Below are 16,103 nucleotides of genomic sequence, written 5' to 3'. Positions count from 1 at the left end.
AGTCGCGAAGATGGAGAACAGGGACGTAAACCTTAAAAATAAAAGCATCCACCTTATGGGCATCGGCGGCGCGGGCATGAGCGGGCTCGCCCTGCTGCTCGACCAGATAGGCTGCAAGGTCTCGGGCTGCGACGCCGTCAAGACCTCGTACGTAAAGCATCTTGAAGAACGCAACATTCCTGTAATTATAGGACACGAAGCGAAGCACATAGACGAGTTCATGCCGAACGTACTCGTCTATTCGAGCGCGATACCGAACGACCACCCCGAGATACTCAAGGCGTGGCAGCAGGGCATACAGGTCTCGCGCCGCGCCGAGGTGCTGAGCCAGATATTCAACGTCCGCCGCGGCGTCGGCGTCGCGGGGACGCACGGCAAGACGACGACCTCGTCGATGATTTCGCTCATAGCCGAGGAAGCCGGGGCCGACCCGACGATAGCGATCGGCGGCGACGTGCTCCAGATAGGCACGAACGCGAAGCTCGGCCAGAGCGACTACATGGTCGCCGAGCTCGACGAGAGCGACCGCTCGTTCGTCTACTTCCATCCTGAAATTTCCGTAATCACGAACATAGACTGGGACCACCGCGACCACTACATGACCTTCAAGTCGGTGACGGACGCATTCGCCGAGTTCCTCTCGAATTCAAAGCGCGAGGGGAAAATCATCATGTGCATGGAGGACGGGGGCATCCGCCGCCTGCGCGAGGAATACGACGTGAAGGGCACGATAGAGACCTACGGCTGGGGCCGCACGTGGAACTGGGGCGCGGCGGAAGTGTCGCACCATGAGGGCGGCGGCGTCGGCTACAGGCTCTTCCATGACGGAAAGAACCTCGGCCTCGTCGAGCTCTCCGTATCGGGCGAGCACAACGTGCTGAACTCGCTCGCCGCCTACGCCGCGTCGCACGAGATGGGGATAGCGCACGAAGCGATACTCAAGGGGCTCAAGAGCTTCCGCGGCGCAAAACGCCGCCTCCAGAAGATGGGCGAGGTCAACGGCATAATGATCTACGACGACTACGGGCATCACCCGAACGAAATATCCGCGACGCTCTCCACCGTGCGCAGGATATTCCCCGACCGACGTATCGTCGCGGTCTTCCAGCCGCACCGCTTCAGCCGCACCGCGGCGCTCTACAAAGAGTTCGCAGAGGCGCTTTCGCTTGCGGACAGAGCTTTTATACTGCCCATATACGGCTCGGACGAGCGGCCGATGGAGGGCGTCTCGTCGCAGCTCATCTTCGACGCCGCCTCCGACGACATGCGCTCGCACTACGAGCTCTCCGGCAACTTCGACGACCTCATCACATCAGTCTGCAAGGCCGCGCGCTCCGGGGATATCATCCTCACGATAGGCGCGGGCTCTGTCGGCACGCTCGGACAGAAAATCGCCGAAAAGCTCGGGGAGATGTCGGCCTGATATGGCGGCCTGCGAGGTTTTCAAAAATTTCTCGCTGAGGGAGCTCAACACGTGGGGCAGCGGAGGCCGCTGCCTCTGGCTCGCCTCGCCGCGCTCGGCGGACGAAGCCGCCGCTTTCGCGCGTTCCGGAGCCGCGTCTGATGGCGCGGTCTACGTGCTCGGCGGCGGGTCGAACGTCCTCGTCCAGGACGGGCTGCTCGAAGCGGGCGTCGTCTCCTGCGCGCGCATGACCGGCATAAAATTGACCGAGGCGCGCGGATTCGCCGAAGCTGAGATTGAGGCGGGCTTTCCCGTCAAAAAGCTGCTCGCGCTCGCCGTTGAAAAAAATCTCGGCGGCTTCGAGTTCCTCGCCGGAATCCCCGGCACCGTCGGCGGTGCGCTCTGCGGCAATGCGGGAGCCGGAGGCGTAAGCTTCGCGCCGCTCGTCGAAAGGATAGAGACCGTCTCGAACCGCGGCGAAATCCGCCTATGGGAGACCGGCGAGCTCAGCTGGAGCTACCGCGCGTCGCCGTGGGGAGGCGAAGCGCCCTTTATGATAACCCGCGCCTTCCTGCGCGTCCCGTTTTCATCCAAAGATAATATTATCAACAATATAAGACATTATTCGTCGCTCAAGAAGGGGCAGCCGATAGGCGCGAAGACCGCGGGCTGCGTATTCAAAAATCCGCCGCAGGCTCCCGCTGGGCTGCTTCTCGACAAGTGCGGCTGCAAGGGGCTTTCTGTCGGAGACGCCGCCGTCTCGCAGCACCACGCGAATTTTATCGAAAACCGCGGCGGCGCGTCGTCGTCCGAAATTTTCAGCCTCGCGGAGATGTGCCGCGCGCGCGTCTTTGACGAGTTTGGGATAAAGCTGGAATATGAAATCAAATTCTTTGGGGCGTTTTAGACGCAGGAGGAAGCTCAAAAAATTTCTGATAATCCTCTGCGCGCTCGCCGCGGGGCTGCTCGCCGCCGCCGAGGCGCGCTTCGCGGTTTCGCGCGTCAGCCTCATAGAACAGAGGCCGGCGAACGCCCTTCCGCAGTACGTGCTGTGGGGGACTATACCGTCGGAGCGCGAGCGCTTCTGGCCGTCGTTCTGGCTGCACCGCAAAGAGTATAAAGCTTTGATAGAGGCCTACTATCCCGTAGAGATCGACGTGTCGCTCACGGGCTGGGGCAAATTTCTCGTAAGCGCGCGCCCGCTCGTCCCCGTCTACCGCGTCTACTGGGGCGGCCGCTTCTGGTATCTGTCCGCGGAAGGCAAGCTCTGGCTCGCCTCGCTCGCGGAGAACAGGCTCGTCGACGGCGGCGGCGCTGACAAGCGCCCGGTGCTCGCCTGGGGGGCCGACCGCGCGACGCCTATAGACATGGCGAACTCCGAGGGCAACGTCTTCCACTCGAGCCTCCCGCTCGCGCTCATCTCGCGCTGGTACGCGCAGATCAACGCGCTAAAGCTCGCGCCATACGTCAAATACGTGCAGGCGGGAGTGAAGGAGGGGACGCCCGTCGTGCGGCTTATCCTTTACCGCCCAGGCACGAAGGAGAACGGCGCGCAGCTGCTGCTCCCCGACGAGGCGGAGCGCTGGGCCGAAGCCGTGCTCGCGGTGAGAAAGCTCTACGGCGCGCTCGAAAATATGCCGCCGGACATCTTCATCGACTGCACCTACAAGGAGAAAATACTGCTGCGCAACACCGGCGCGGGCGAAAAGGAGGAAAAGAAGGCGGAAGGCGCGAAAAAATAAAAAAACAACGTCCTTGACCTTACTCCAAGGGCGCGAATATATTTATATAAGAAGGTTTATAAGGTAGAATAGACGTGAGATTATATCCCTAGAGAGAGGGGTTTTAATTTGTTTAAGAAGACTTCAAGCTACCGTCATGATATAGAACCGGACCTGCTCGTCGGCCTCGACCTGGGAACGAGCAAGGTCACAGTCGTAGTCGCGGAGCGCGGCGCCGAGGGCGACGAGGCGCAGATAATCGGTGTCGGGCAGGCTCCGTCGAACGGAATCCGCAAGGGGCTCATCGTCAACCTCGACCAGGCCGTGAAGTCTGTGCGGCAGGCAGTCAGCGACGCGCAGAACATGGTAGGGCAGGACATCGGCGAGGTCACTGTCGCCTTCGGCGGCGGAGAGGTGACGAGCGTCCGCTCGAAGGGCATGGTCTCGCTCGGACGCACGCCGCGCCCCGTAATGCGCCTCGACATCGAGCGCGTCATAGACGCGGCGCAGGCCGACGTCGTCGTCCCCGCGAACCAGACGATACTGCACACGATACCTGTCGAATATTCTCTCGACGGCAACGTCGGCATCGACGACCCGCTGGGCATGAACGCGATGCGCCTCGACATCGAGGTGCAGTCGATAATAGTGCCGACGGCGACTATACAGAACGTCATGAACTGCGTCAGCCGCGCGGGCCTTGATGTTAACGGCCTCGTCATAAAGCCGCTCGCAGCAGCGCTCGGCGTGCTTACGCCGGAAGACGCGCTCGCGGGAGCCGCGGTCGTAGACATCGGCGGCGGCACTACGGGCGTCGCGGTATTCGCCGACGGACGGCCGAAGCATCTCGGGCTTATCCCCGTAGGCGGCGACCACATAACGAACGACCTCGGCAACGTACTGCGCCTTCCGCTCAACAAGGCGGAGGAGCTCAAGCGCACGGTCTCGCTGCGCCCCGACTTCGCGCCCGACGAGATGATAAGCTTCACGCACAGCTCGCGCGAGTTCGACATATCGAAGGCCGACCTCTACGACATTGTCAAGTGCCGTCTCGAGGAGCTCGCGGATGAGCTCGTGAAGCCGCAGATAAAGGCTTCGCGCGTCGCGCTGCTGCCTGGCGGGATGCTTCTCACGGGCGGCGTCTCCAAGACCGAGGGCATCGACGAATTTATGCTCGACGTCATGGACCTTCCCGCGAGAATAGCGATGCCGGTCGACGCTAACCGTATGCCGCCGGGACGCAACACGCAGGAATATTCCTCGGCGGCGGGGATAATCAAATACATCCTGACGAGAGAGCGCGACCCGTTCCGCTACCTCGACAATCCGGCGATAGGCGGCGGAAAGGCGGAAGCGCCGAAGATGCAGGTCTACGCGCCGCCGGTCGGCGAAGGCTCGCAGGCGGGCCCGAAGGAAAAGAAAGAGGGCGGCTTCAACCCCTTGAAGTCGATAGGCGATATGTTCAAGGACCTCTTTTAGAGGCGGTTTTGTGCGGAGGTTTGAGTTATGGATTCAATGTCCGAAATTTTCCAGCTAGATAAATCGAATTTCCCGGCGCGTGAGGTCATCAAGGTCATAGGCGTCGGCGGCGCGGGCAACAACGCGCTGAACCACATCATCCGCGGCGGCGTCACAGGCGTTGAATTCATCGCCGCGAACACCGACATCGCGCACCTCGAACTGTCCGAGGCTTCGTGCCGCATCATCCTCGGCAAGGAGCTGACGAAGGGGCTCGGCGCGGGCTCCGATCCAGAGGTCGGCTGCAAATCGGCTATGGAGTCGCGCGAGGAGCTGCGCTCCGTCGTCGAAGGGGCGGATATGGTCTTCGTCGCCGCCGGAATGGGCGGAGGCACCGGCACCGGGGCCGCGCCCGTCATCGCGGGAATCGCGAAGGAAGCCGGCGCGCTCGTCGTCGCCGTCGTCACGCTGCCCTTCACCTTCGAGGGCCGGCGCAGGATACGCCAGGCGAACATGGGCATCGAGCAGCTGCGCGACAAGGTCGACGCGCTTATCGTGATACCGAACGACAGGCTGCTCAACGTCACCGACAAGAAGACCTCGGTCAACGACGCCTTCAAGATGGCGGACGGCGTCCTTCATCAGGCCGTTCAGGGCGTGACGGACCTCATCAAGCGTCCCGGCCTCGTCAACGTCGACTTCGCTGACGTCAAGACGATCATGTCGAACGCCGGCACCGCGATTATGGGCATCGGCGAGGGCTACGGCGAGAAGCGCGCCGCCACGGCCGCCTACAACGCCATCAACAGCCCGCTCATGGACTGCCGTATGAGCGGCGCGAAGGGCATCCTCTTCAACATCACGGGCGGCGCGAGCGTCGGCATCCACGAGATAAACGAAGCGATAAGCATAATCACAGAGGCCGCCGACGAGGACGCCTTCATCATCTGGGGCCACGTCTTCGACCCCGAAATGGAGGACGCGATACAGATTACGGTAATCGCGACCGGCTTCGACGACAAGGACGAAAAACCGGAGCCCGCTCCGCAGACGCCTCCGGCGAGGACCGCCTTCCCGCACAGGCAGCCCGCGCAGCCGCAGCGTCCCGCCTCGACTGGCGTGACGACGCAGGGGCTCGACATCGCGGCGGTGAAGAACCTCAACAACTACACAGCCTCGAAGATGGCCGCCCCGCAGCAGCCAAAGGCTCCAGAGCCGGAGAAGCAGCCCGAGCCGCAGCCTAAAAAGGTCGAGCAGGTGAAGCCCGTGACGCCGCAGCAGGGCGACGAGGACCTCTTCCAGAGAAGCGGTGCGCCGGTAGACCAGTACGACACACCGTCGTTCCTGAGACGGAGGCGCGACTCCTGAAAAAAACAGCGCGCGTCCGTTGCCCGTCCCGCCAAGGTCACGGCCTGGCAGAGCTGGGACGAGTACAGAAGAGACGAAGAATGGATAAAAGAACTGCCCAAGGGAGGAGATTTGCCTTGGGCTCTCTTTTATCCGGCGGACTATTCCATCGGCTCGGCGAGCCTCGGCTATCAGTACGTCTTTCAGACGCTGCGCGAGCTCGGCGCGGCCGCCGAGCGTTTCTTCGCCTCGCCTGTGCCGTACCGCTCCGCCGACGCCGACACGATGCTCGAACGCTTTCCAGTGATAACGGCGAGCATAGCCTACGAATGCGACATCCCTGTTTTCTTCAGATGGCTGCGCGGCGCGGGTATTCCTCTTCTTCCCGAGGAGCGCGAAGAGGGCGGCTTTCCCGTCGTCGGCATGGGCGGCGCTCTGACCTACATCAACCCGCTCGCGGCCTCCGGCGTCTGCGATTTCGTCGTGCTCGGCGACGGCATGGACGTCATGGGCGGCATTGCGGACGTTCTGCGCCGTTACGGCGGCGGCAGCCGCGCGAAGCTGTGGCGCGAGCTCGCGGAGCTTCCGACGGTTTTCGTCCCGCCGCTGCACGCGCGCGAAGGGCTCGAAAAATATAATCTGCGCATAGCGCGCGAGCTTTCTCTCGACGGGCCGTACCCGATGCACAGCGTCTGGACGACGCCGCGCGGGGCCTTCGGCAAAACCTTGCTGCTCGAGCTTCAGCGCGGATGCGCGCGCTCATGCTCGTACTGCACCCTCCCGCAGTGCTTCGGGCGTATGCGTTTCAGGAAGTTCGAGGCGGTGGAAAAGGCCGTCGACGATATAACAGCGCGCTTCGACATTCCGCAGGCGGGGCTCGTCACGCCCGAGGCGGGGGATTACCCGTTCATCGCGCCGCTTCTCGCGAAGCTCAGAGAAAAAGAAATAGGCGTATCGTTCGCGTCGCTGCGGCTCGACAGGCTCACGCCCGATATGATAACGGCGACGTCGGAGAGCGGACGGCGCAGCGTCACAGTCGCGCCGGAGACCGGAAGCGACGGCCTGCGCTTCGCATGCGGCAAGAAGTTCACGAACGACCTCGTCGTCGAAAAGCTCGCGATGGCGCGCGGCCTCGGCATCGACAAGGCGAAGCTCTACTTCATGGTCGGCCTCCCCGGCGAGACGGACGAGGACGTATCCGCGATAACGGCGTTATGCCGCCGCATAATCGACGAGACGGGGCTCGCGCTCACGCTCTCCGTCAATCCGTTCGTCCCGAAGCCGCGGACGCCGTGGAGCGCGGAAAATTTCGCCGAAGTCCGCACAATTAAAGGAAAATATGAGAAAATAAAAAAGGAGATGCGGAGTATAACGAAGAAGACCCCGCAGCTCCGTCTCACCGGAGTCAAGGAAGCGGAGACGGAATTCCGTCTCGCATGGTACGGATATAAAGAAAGCGCGGCCCTCGCCGCCGCCGTCGAAAACGGCGAAACGCGCCTGCCCGAGGGGGACAGGGCGCGGGCGGCGGAGGAGATCGCGAGGTTCATCTAGCGGGCGCGGCGCGTCCGGAACAGGTACGGAGGTATTCTCTTCATGGTCACTCGCAGGACTCGCAATTTCAAGGAAAAAAGCACGGCGTCGAACATCCTCGGCCGTCTGATAATGCCGGTGGCGGTCGTCATGGCGCTCGCGCTCTTTTATTTCAGCATAAAGCTTTTCTTCTTCTCGCCGCCGCGCGAGGAACAGCATCCGTTGCCGAGCACGGTCAATCCTCCGGCGGTTACGGAGCCTTATGAGGGCGGAGACGATTACGGCGACGAGCTGCCGCCCATCGACGACATGGACGACACTTCGACGATAACGCCCGAGACGCCGCCCGCCGAGCAGAAGCCTGAGCCCGCGGAGACCGTGAAGCCGGCCGAAAAGCCGAAGCCCGCGGTGACGAAGCCCGTCCAGAAGCCTGCGGAAAAGCCGAAGCCGAAACCGGCAGTGACGCAGCAGCCGAAGCCGTCGCAGTCCTCCGGGCCGAGGTGGGACGTGCAGATAGGCGGGTTCCGCGCGCGTTCCGGCGCGGAGCTGACGGTGAAGCAGGCGCGCGAAAAGGGCTATTCTGCCTACGTCGTGGACGAGAAGCTCGACGGCAAGCCGTTCTACAAGGTCAGGGTGCGCGGACACGCGGACAAGAACGAGGCGCGCGCGCTGTCGCAGAAGCTCGCCGCAGCCGGATTCCCCGTCTACGTCGTCTCCGTGAAATAGATATCACAGCCGGCCTCCTTCCGACAAACGGAAGCGAAGCCGGCCTTCTTTATGCAAAAGCTTACGAAAGGTCGCTGATCCTATGGCGGGTTTTGTAAAAGAGGTAGCGCCGCGCGAAGCCGCGCTCGACGAAATAGAAAAACGTCTCAATTTCCCATGGAATTATAAAAAAACGGAAGTAATGCTCGGCGAAGCCGCGGGCCGCCGCTGCGCGGAAGCGGTCGTGAGCCCCGCGCCTTATCCGCCCTTCAGCCGCAGCCTGCGCGACGGCTACGCCGTGAACCATCTCGACGCGGCGGGCGCGACGCCCGGCACGCCGCTCTTTCTTTCGAAGAAGGGCGAGGTGCGCATGGGCGAAGCGCCGGACTTCAAGCTCTCGCTGACGGAGGCGTGCCCGATACCGACCGGCGGAATGCTGCCGGAGGGGGCGGACTCCGTCGTCATGCTCGAGGACACCTCCGAGGCCGGAGGCTGGGTAGAGATACGGCGCGGCGTGCAGGCCGGAGAGAACGTCATCGGCAGGGGCGAGGAGGTCGCCGAGGGCGAGAAGCTCCTTCCCGCGGGAAGCCTCATAGACTTTCGGACGATAAGCGTCCTCGCCGCTATAGGCCGCGCAAAACTGCCCGTCGCGGACCTGAAGATTTCAATTTTATCGACCGGCGACGAAATAGTGCCCGCCGAGGAGCAGAACCCGCGCCTTGGCGCGGTGCGCGACGTGAACGGATGGAGCGTCAAGACGCTGCTCTCGCGCTTCGGCTTTCCCGCCGAGTACAGGGGCATAGCCTCTGACGACGGCGCGGAATTCGAGCGCCGCTTCCGCGAGGAGCTCGCCGCCTGTGACGTCCTGATTCTGAGCGGCGGCTCGTCCGTCGGCGTGCGCGACCACTGCTCGCGGCTCTTCGAGTCGCTGCCGGAGCCGGGGCTGCTTGTGCGAGGAATCAACGTCGCGCCGGGAAAGCCGACGCTCATAGCGGCGGACGCGGCGGCGCATAAGCTCGCCGTCAGCCTGCCGGGACACCCGCTTTCGTGTTTCACCGTAGGCTTTACGGTGCTTATTCCGCTGCTTCTGCGTCTCATAGGCGCGGAGGAGCGCGAGTGCTGGACGCGGACGCGGATGCCGCTTTCCTGCGACCTTGCGGCGCGCACGGGGCCGGAGGAGTTCTTTCCCTGCGCCGTGAACGCGGACGGCACAGTCTCGCCGCTCGCGGCGAAGTCTGGCTATATATCGATACTATCGGGCGCGTGCGGCTTCATCAGAATACCCGAGGACCGCGAGACCGCGCGCGCGGGAGAATTTGCGGAGGTGTGGCTATGGCGGTAAATTTCCCCGAACATATCACGCTCGCGGAAGCGTGGAAAATTTTAGAGACGAGGTTCGCGAAGGACGCGGACAAATTCAAGACGAAAATGGAAATCACGGCGGCTCTCGACCATGTGCTCGCCGAGGACATCTTGGCGGGGCGCAACGTGCCGCACTACGCGGCCTCGGCGGTCGACGGCTACGCGCTGCGTTCAGCCGATACGGCGGGCGCGTCCGCCGCGACGCCCGCTAAGGTCGGGGCGGGGAAGTGGCAGTGGATGAACACCGGCGCGGCCCTGCCGGAATGGGCCGACTGCGTGCTCATGGTGGAGGATTCGTCTATGGAGGGCGAGACGCTCTCCGTTTTCAAGCCGCTGACGCCTTCGGCGAACGTCCGCCCGCTCGGCGAGGATGTGATGGCGGGGCAGATAATCGCGCGCGAAGGCGAGACCGTCTCTCCCGCGCTTATCTCGCTCTTCCTCTGCGCCGGAATCGACGAAGTCCCAGTCTACGGCGCGCCGAGGACGCTCTTCATCCCGACCGGCGATGAAATCATACCGCGCGACGAGTGGCTCGCGCGCGAGCAGCAGCGTTCGGGAACAGTCGCGGAGAGCAACTCCTTGTTCATCTCGGCGTCGTTCCGCCGCTGGGGCTGCTCGATAGACGTCGCGCCGGTGCTCCCGGACAATCTTGAAATTCTGAAAGAATACGTCGAGCGCGGCGCGAAGGAGTACGACATAGTCCTCGTCGGCGCGGGCTCGGCGAAGGGGCGGCGCGACCACACGATTGAAGTGTTCGAGTCGCTCGGCGAAGTTTTGTTCCGCGGCGTGCGCGTCAAGCCGGGCCGTCCAGCGATGGCGGCTGCCATCAACGGCAAACCCGTTATATGCCTTCCCGGCTTCCCGATGTCCACCGCGGTCACGCTCTGGTCGCTCGTCTATCCTCTGCTGCGCCTGCTCACGGGCCGCGCGGCGGATCAGACGGAAATGATAAAGGACGCGATAGGAACGCTCGAAAGCCGCCCCGCAAAGCTGCTCGTCCAGCACTCTTCGCCCGCGGGCATAGAAGAATGGCTGCGCGTCAAAACGGCACGCGTCGGCGACAAGCTCTACGCCTGGGCGCTGACCTCCGGCGCGAGCGTGCTCTGGGCGCTCGCCGAGTCGGACGCGATAGCGATGCTGCCGCCCTCGGCGCTCGAATGTGAGAAAGAGACCGAGATAAACCTGTGGATGACGCGCAAAGTCGACTACGACCGCCGCGCGCTCTTCCAGGGCTCCGACGACCCCGCGATACAGCTGCTCGTGACGCCCGTCCGGCGGCGCGGCGCGGACTTCGCCTCGCGCACCGTCGGCAGCATGGGCGGCCTTGCGGCGCTCTCGCGCGGCGAATGCCACTTCGCTGCGGCGCATCTGCTAGACGAATCGACCGGCGGCTACAACGACGTTTTCATAGAGCGCTTCTCGAACGGCAGAAAATGGAACCGCGTCCTCGTATTCTACCGGACGCAGGGAATCATCGTCGCGCGCGGCAATCCGAAGGGAATCCACAACTTCGCGGATCTCTGCGAAAAGGACGTGGTATTTTCGAACCGCCAGCCCGGCGCGGGGACGCGCGTCCTCTTCGACCACCTGCTCAAAGAGCACGGAAAGCCCGCGGACGAAATAAAGGGCTATTCGCAGATATGCACGACGCACATGGAGGCGGCGAACCGCGTCTACACAGGCCTCGCCGACGCGACGCTCGGCATAAAATCCGCCGCCGACGCGCTCGGCCTCGACTTCATCCCGCTGACCGAAGAGCCCTACGAGCTCGTCATCCCAGAGGAATACATGAACCATCCCGGCATTGTCGCGCTGCTCGACAGCCTGCACGACGCGGAGTGGCGCGCGAAGGTCGAGGAAATGGGCGGCTACAGATGGCCCTAGGCGAGCTCGTCGACGGCTTCGGGCGCAGGCTGAACTACGTCCGCATATCGGTGACGGACCGCTGCAACTTCCGCTGCACCTACTGCATGCCGGAGGAGGGCGTCAAATGCCTCAGCCACAGGGACATACTGCGCTACGAGGACATCGCCTTTCTGTGCGGGGCCTTCGCGGAGCTCGGCGTGGGAAAATTCCGCTTCACGGGCGGCGAGCCGCTCGTGCGCAAAGGGCTTGTGCCGTTTTTGCAGAGCCTTCACGCCGAGATGCCGCATATAAAAACTGCCCTCACGACCAACGCTTCGCTACTTGAGGAATACGCGGAGGGGCTCGCGCAGGCGGGGCTTCACTCGCTCAACATCAGCCTCGACACACTCGACCCGGAGAAATTCCGCAAAATCACGCGCATAGGCGACATTGAGCGCGTCTACGCGGGAATCAGGGCTGCGAAGCGCGCGGGGCTTTCGAACATAAAGCTCAACACGGTGCTCATCCGCGGCTTCAACGACGGAGAAGTGGAGCGGCTGCTTGAATTTGCGGAGGAGCACGGCCTTTTGCTGCGGCTCATAGAATTCATGCCGCTCGAGGACGACGTGTGGACGAAGGAAGCCTTCATAAGCGGGCAAGAAATCCTCTCCATGCTCCCCGGCGGCCGCTGGATAAAGGAAGAGCGCGGCGGCACAAACTCCGACGGTCCGGCGCAGTATTTCGTCAACGAAGCGACGGGGCGCAGAATCGGCGTAATCGACGCCGTCTCGAACCATTTCTGCAAAAGCTGCAACCGCCTGCGCGTCTCGGCGGAAGGCGGCCTGCGGACATGCCTTTTCAGCGAGAACGAAACGCCGCTGAAGGATATAATAGAACGCAGGGACGCGGATGCGCTGCGCGAAACGCTGCTCTCCGCGGCGCGCGCCAAGCCGCGCTGCTGGAGCGACGTAAAGACCGGGACGCTCCGCATGTCCGGAATCGGAGGTTAAAAACATGGGCGAATACACGCATTTCGACGCAGACGGGCGGCCAACGCTCGTAGACGTAAGCGGCAAGTCCGTCACGAAACGCACGGCGTGGGCGGAAGGCTGGCTCTATCTGCCCGACGAGATATACAAGACCGTATCGAACGGAGCCGTCAAGAAGGGCGACCCATTCTCGATAGCGGAGCTCGGCGGCATAATGGGCGCGAAGCGCACGCCCGACCTGATACCGCTCTGCCACACGATAAGGCTTGACAACGTAAAGGTGCGCTGCGAGCTTGACCACGAGAAAAAAGCGCTGAAGATAACCTGCGAGGCCACGGCCTCCGAGGTGACCGGCGTGGAGATGGAGGCGCTGACCGGCGTATCCGTCGCGGCGCTCACCTTCTACGACATGTGCAAGGGAATAGACAAAGGAATGATAATCAAGGACATCCGCCTGCTTCGCAAGACCGGAGGCAAGAGCGGCGAATGGAACGCCGGAAGGGGTTACGGAGAATGATGAGAATACTCAGGCTTTACGCGCCGTCGCTGATAGGCGACCACACGCTCTGCTACGTCAGCACAAACAGGGAGGGAAACGTCTGCATCAACGACGTCGAGACGCCGGTGCTCTGGGCCCGCGCCGGGGAACCGCTCGACGGCGAGGAACGCGCCGCGGCGATGACCGTCGTGCTTCCGCCCGACGCCAAGCTCAACGAAGGAGACTTCCTCTCCGTCGGCAAATACGGCGCGACGCTGCTGCGCTGGCAGGATGGACATTTCCGCGTATGCCGCGCGGGATTCCTCGGCGTCTCCGAGCCCGCGGAGATATGGCCCGCGATACGCACCGCCGTTCTCACGGTCAGCGACAAAGGCAGCAGGGGAGAGCGCGAGGACACCGCGGGGCCGGAGCTCGAACGTCTCGCATTCATGCGCGGCTGCGTCACCGAGGACAAAAAAATCGTCCCCGACGACCCCGAGGAAATATGCGCCGCCGTCATGGCGTGGGCCGAAGCGGGGATAAACCTCGTCCTCACGACCGGCGGCACCGGCCTCTCGCAGCGCGACAACACGCCCGAGGCGCTCCTTTCGATAGCCGACAAAGTCGTCCCAGGCTTCGGCGAGATGATGCGCGTCGAGACGCTCAAATACACGGGCCGTTCCTTCCTCACGCGCTCCGTCGCCGTAATAACGGGCCGCACCCTAGCCGTAGCCTTCCCAGGAAGCCGCCGCGGAGTAGAGCAGTGCTTCGAAGCGATAGAAGGCGGCCTGCGCCACGCCGTAGAAACCCTGACCGGCGACGCGACCGAGTGCGGCGGACACAAGCATTAACGACGAGTTAAATCCAGCCCGGCATAAAAGCGCCGCGCCGTTTCCGATTGTACGGAACGGCGCGGCGCTTGCATTTGTACAGCCGCTTAACCTCATACAAGACGCGGCGCACATCGTCATTCCGCGCTCCGACGGAACGGCCTGTCCGCGCAGCGGACATTAAAAATTTCCTTAGGCCGTTCCTAGCGCCCGATGAAACGGGGCGGACCCTATCGGCAACGTTTGGTCGATGGACGCGGAGCCCGGCGGCTTTTTATTCCTATACGTTACGGTATCTAACGACACTGGATGCCGGGTCAAGCCCGGCATGACGAAAGTGCTGTTTTTCTCAAAAGTTTAGTCACTATAATTCCATAACGCCGCAGAGCTTAGCCGCTCATTCGTCCCTTTCGCGCAAAATCCTTTCCCGCAAAGCGCTTATCCGGTGTCTTATCCGCTCGCGTCTGTACTTCCAGGCCGCGTTCCCGCGCGGGCGCAGCGCCGTCCTTACGGCGCGCGGCAGATCGCCGCAGCCAAGCCACTCCTCGCAGCGCCTCAGCAGGTAGTTCCGCGCCTCCGACTCGTCGGCCCAGCGCTGCTCGCCGAGGTTTTCGAGCGTTTTTCCTATAGTGTGCTTGTCGGCGATGCTGAACCAGTTGCCCGGCGCGTCCCTGAGATAATGGACGCTGCCGACATGGTGCGAGGCCGTCGCGGAGGTGAGCAGACCCGCGACGAAATCCTGCTCGAACATGCCGATGTTGACGAAGCTGTGAATCGTCTCGCGGTTCTTCCTCACCGTGACGCCGAGCTTCTTCATATACGCGGCTATATCTCCGCTGCCTTCCGCGCCGCCGTCCGCCGAGCCCGTCAGCTTCCCTATGCCGTATGGATTGAAGGCGTAGGCCTCGAAGCCGAAGACGTAGCCCGTCATAGCGGCGAGCGTGCCGCCGAGGCTGTGGCCAGTGCAGACGGCCTCCCTTTCGGAAAAGCCGTATTTCTTCTGCATCTCCGCCGCGAACGCAAGAGCGTCATACATCTGCGGCGGCGGGCCGAAAAGCATCATGCGCGCGTCGGTGAGGATAGTGTCCTTGACAGGCTCGCGGATAAACTCCGTGCCGCGGAAGGCGAAGACATAGCCTCCCTCCGAGCGGTCCTTCAGCAGATAGCACTGAAAGCCGCTCGCCTTCACGTCGCGCCATCCCGCCATTGCGTACTTCATGTCGGTCGGGTCGGACGTGAGAAAATACGCCATCTCCGCGGGCGCTTTGTACGACGCCCCCGAAAGCCTGGCGTACTCCATTATTTTTTCAGTTTCACGCATAAAGCCGCACACCACCCAGTCGAACGCCGTTACTCAATTATTAAATTCTCCGCGCACCTTCCCGTGCTTTGCAGAAACGGATTGATATCGCAGAGCTCGACGCCCTTCGCGACATAGCATATTCTTTCGTATCGAGCCTCTTTGATTTGTTTGCGGAGCATAGCAAGGATTCTGTACGGCTTACATACGCGGTTGCGCACGTCGCCCTCGAGAACTGTGTTCGGAACGTAAAAATTTGGGGCTTGTTCGGGAATCTTAAAGCCCATCGCCCCTCTGACGCTGCCCATTACGCGGGACGTTTCGAGATAGAAGCCATTGCCGTTAAAGCCGCCTATCATCTTGCAGTATATATGCGGGAAGACAAGCTCGTGAAGCACGCGCAGCTTTTGCTCGTGAACGCCGTTGGACGGCTTGATAAAATCGGATTTTTTCAGTCTTGAGTCCGCGCATCTTTCGTAAAACTGTACAGGCTTCAAATGCGTGAATACGCCGGTCAGATGCAAAAAATTCTGCGCGGCGAACACAGTCTCTATCATTTCAGGCGAGAGCGCGGCTTCCTTGTCTGAAACGTCATAGACAATCATATAGTTTTTATTGACTAAATTCTGCCGGTAAAGCGCAGCACAGCGGCAAATTTTACTGATTATTTCGTTGTCTCTCACTCGGCAACCGCCTTTCAGGCAAAAAAGAAAGAGGCGCGTCGGAACCGCAGCTCCGCATAGCCTCTTTCACGGCTAATTTTTCTGTCGCCCGCCGACTGTCCGGCACATTCGTCCGGCAATAAGTATCGGGATTTTCCGTCGCCCGCCGACCGTCCGGCACATCCGTCCGGGAATGATATCGGGTTTATTCTGGTGTTAGCCCACCTTTATTACTGGCTTCATTATATATGCTTCTAAAGACGGCGTCAATTTTCGTCAAAACGCGGAGAGCCCAGACGTGCCGAAGCGCGTCGGGGCTCTGCTGTCCGCTCTCCCGCCCGGGCCGGGGGAGCGGCCCGCTTTCTGCGCCTTAAACGTAACATAAGCGTTTCAACTCACGCGCCCGCGCGGGCGCGGCGGATTTATATCTGTTTAACCTATTTAAGAAAACGCCTGTTAACCGTCATTCCGCGC

The 16,103-nt window shown here is 62.0% G+C and carries 14 protein-coding genes; 12 read left to right on the top strand and 2 right to left on the bottom strand.

Annotated elements, in window-relative coordinates; genetic code table 11:
* Positions 1-10: 10 nt before the first annotated feature.
* From murC to ABGT66_RS08020, 12 genes are all read left to right on the top strand, one after another.
* Entirely contained in the window at positions 11-1,423 is a 1,413-nt protein-coding gene (gene murC, locus ABGT66_RS08075) for a UDP-N-acetylmuramate--L-alanine ligase (protein ID WP_346690020.1), read from the top strand.
* A 1-nt stretch (position 1,424) separates the two neighbouring features.
* Positions 1,425-2,309 (top strand): UDP-N-acetylmuramate dehydrogenase, encoded by an 885-nt coding sequence (murB, locus tag ABGT66_RS08070; protein WP_346690019.1) that lies wholly within the window; start codon positions 1,425-1,427, stop codon positions 2,307-2,309.
* Positions 2,281-3,144 (top strand): hypothetical protein, encoded by an 864-nt coding sequence (locus ABGT66_RS08065; RefSeq protein ID WP_346690017.1) that lies wholly within the window; start codon positions 2,281-2,283, stop codon positions 3,142-3,144. Before murB ends, ABGT66_RS08065 begins: the two co-directional genes overlap by 29 nt.
* Positions 3,145-3,252: 108 nt before the next feature.
* Positions 3,253-4,602 (top strand): cell division protein FtsA, encoded by a 1,350-nt coding sequence (gene ftsA, locus ABGT66_RS08060; protein ID WP_346690016.1) that lies wholly within the window; start codon positions 3,253-3,255, stop codon positions 4,600-4,602.
* 27 nt (positions 4,603-4,629) lie between these two features.
* On the top strand, positions 4,630-5,949 hold the full coding sequence (gene ftsZ / locus ABGT66_RS08055) for a cell division protein FtsZ (protein WP_294194041.1): 1,320 nt from the start codon (positions 4,630-4,632) through the stop codon (positions 5,947-5,949).
* 111 nt (positions 5,950-6,060) lie between these two features.
* Complete coding sequence (locus ABGT66_RS08050) at positions 6,061-7,479, top strand: radical SAM protein (protein ID WP_346690013.1); 1,419 nt, start codon at positions 6,061-6,063, stop codon at positions 7,477-7,479.
* A gap of 42 nt (positions 7,480-7,521) precedes the next feature.
* The gene (locus tag ABGT66_RS08045; protein WP_346690011.1) at positions 7,522-8,184 is read left to right on the top strand and encodes an SPOR domain-containing protein; all 663 of its coding nucleotides are present in this window, start codon (positions 7,522-7,524) and stop codon (positions 8,182-8,184) included.
* A gap of 82 nt (positions 8,185-8,266) precedes the next feature.
* Positions 8,267-9,505 (top strand): molybdopterin molybdotransferase MoeA, encoded by a 1,239-nt coding sequence (locus ABGT66_RS08040; protein WP_346690010.1) that lies wholly within the window; start codon positions 8,267-8,269, stop codon positions 9,503-9,505.
* The gene (locus ABGT66_RS08035; protein WP_346690008.1) at positions 9,496-11,409 is read left to right on the top strand and encodes a molybdopterin biosynthesis protein; all 1,914 of its coding nucleotides are present in this window, start codon (positions 9,496-9,498) and stop codon (positions 11,407-11,409) included. Before ABGT66_RS08040 ends, ABGT66_RS08035 begins: the two co-directional genes overlap by 10 nt.
* On the top strand, positions 11,400-12,380 hold the full coding sequence (gene moaA / locus ABGT66_RS08030; RefSeq protein WP_346690006.1) for a GTP 3',8-cyclase MoaA: 981 nt from the start codon (positions 11,400-11,402) through the stop codon (positions 12,378-12,380). The genes ABGT66_RS08035 and moaA overlap by 10 nt, the downstream gene beginning before the upstream one ends.
* Positions 12,381-12,384: 4 nt before the next feature.
* A complete protein-coding gene (moaC, locus tag ABGT66_RS08025) occupies positions 12,385-12,876 on the top strand; it encodes a cyclic pyranopterin monophosphate synthase MoaC (protein WP_303149625.1) in 492 nt (163 codons plus the stop codon).
* Positions 12,873-13,688, top strand: coding sequence for a MogA/MoaB family molybdenum cofactor biosynthesis protein (locus ABGT66_RS08020; RefSeq protein ID WP_346690004.1), 816 nt, complete (start codon positions 12,873-12,875; stop codon positions 13,686-13,688). Before moaC ends, ABGT66_RS08020 begins: the two co-directional genes overlap by 4 nt.
* Before the next feature lie 376 nt (positions 13,689-14,064).
* On the opposite strand, the gene ABGT66_RS08015 is transcribed toward ABGT66_RS08020, so the two are convergent.
* The gene (locus ABGT66_RS08015; protein ID WP_346690003.1) at positions 14,065-14,988 is read right to left on the bottom strand and encodes a hypothetical protein; all 924 of its coding nucleotides are present in this window, start codon (positions 14,986-14,988) and stop codon (positions 14,065-14,067) included.
* Between the two features lie 29 nt (positions 14,989-15,017).
* A complete protein-coding gene (locus ABGT66_RS08010) occupies positions 15,018-15,650 on the bottom strand; it encodes a PBECR4 domain-containing protein (protein ID WP_346690001.1) in 633 nt (210 codons plus the stop codon).
* Positions 15,651-16,103: the final 453 nt, after the last annotated feature.

The organism is uncultured Cloacibacillus sp. (assembly GCF_963926575.1).
Taxonomy (GTDB): Bacteria; Synergistota; Synergistia; order Synergistales; family Synergistaceae; genus Caccocola; species Caccocola faecigallinarum.
The sequence above is the reverse complement of the archived record's forward strand: the minus strand, read 5'-3'. Positions and strand labels throughout refer to the sequence as shown.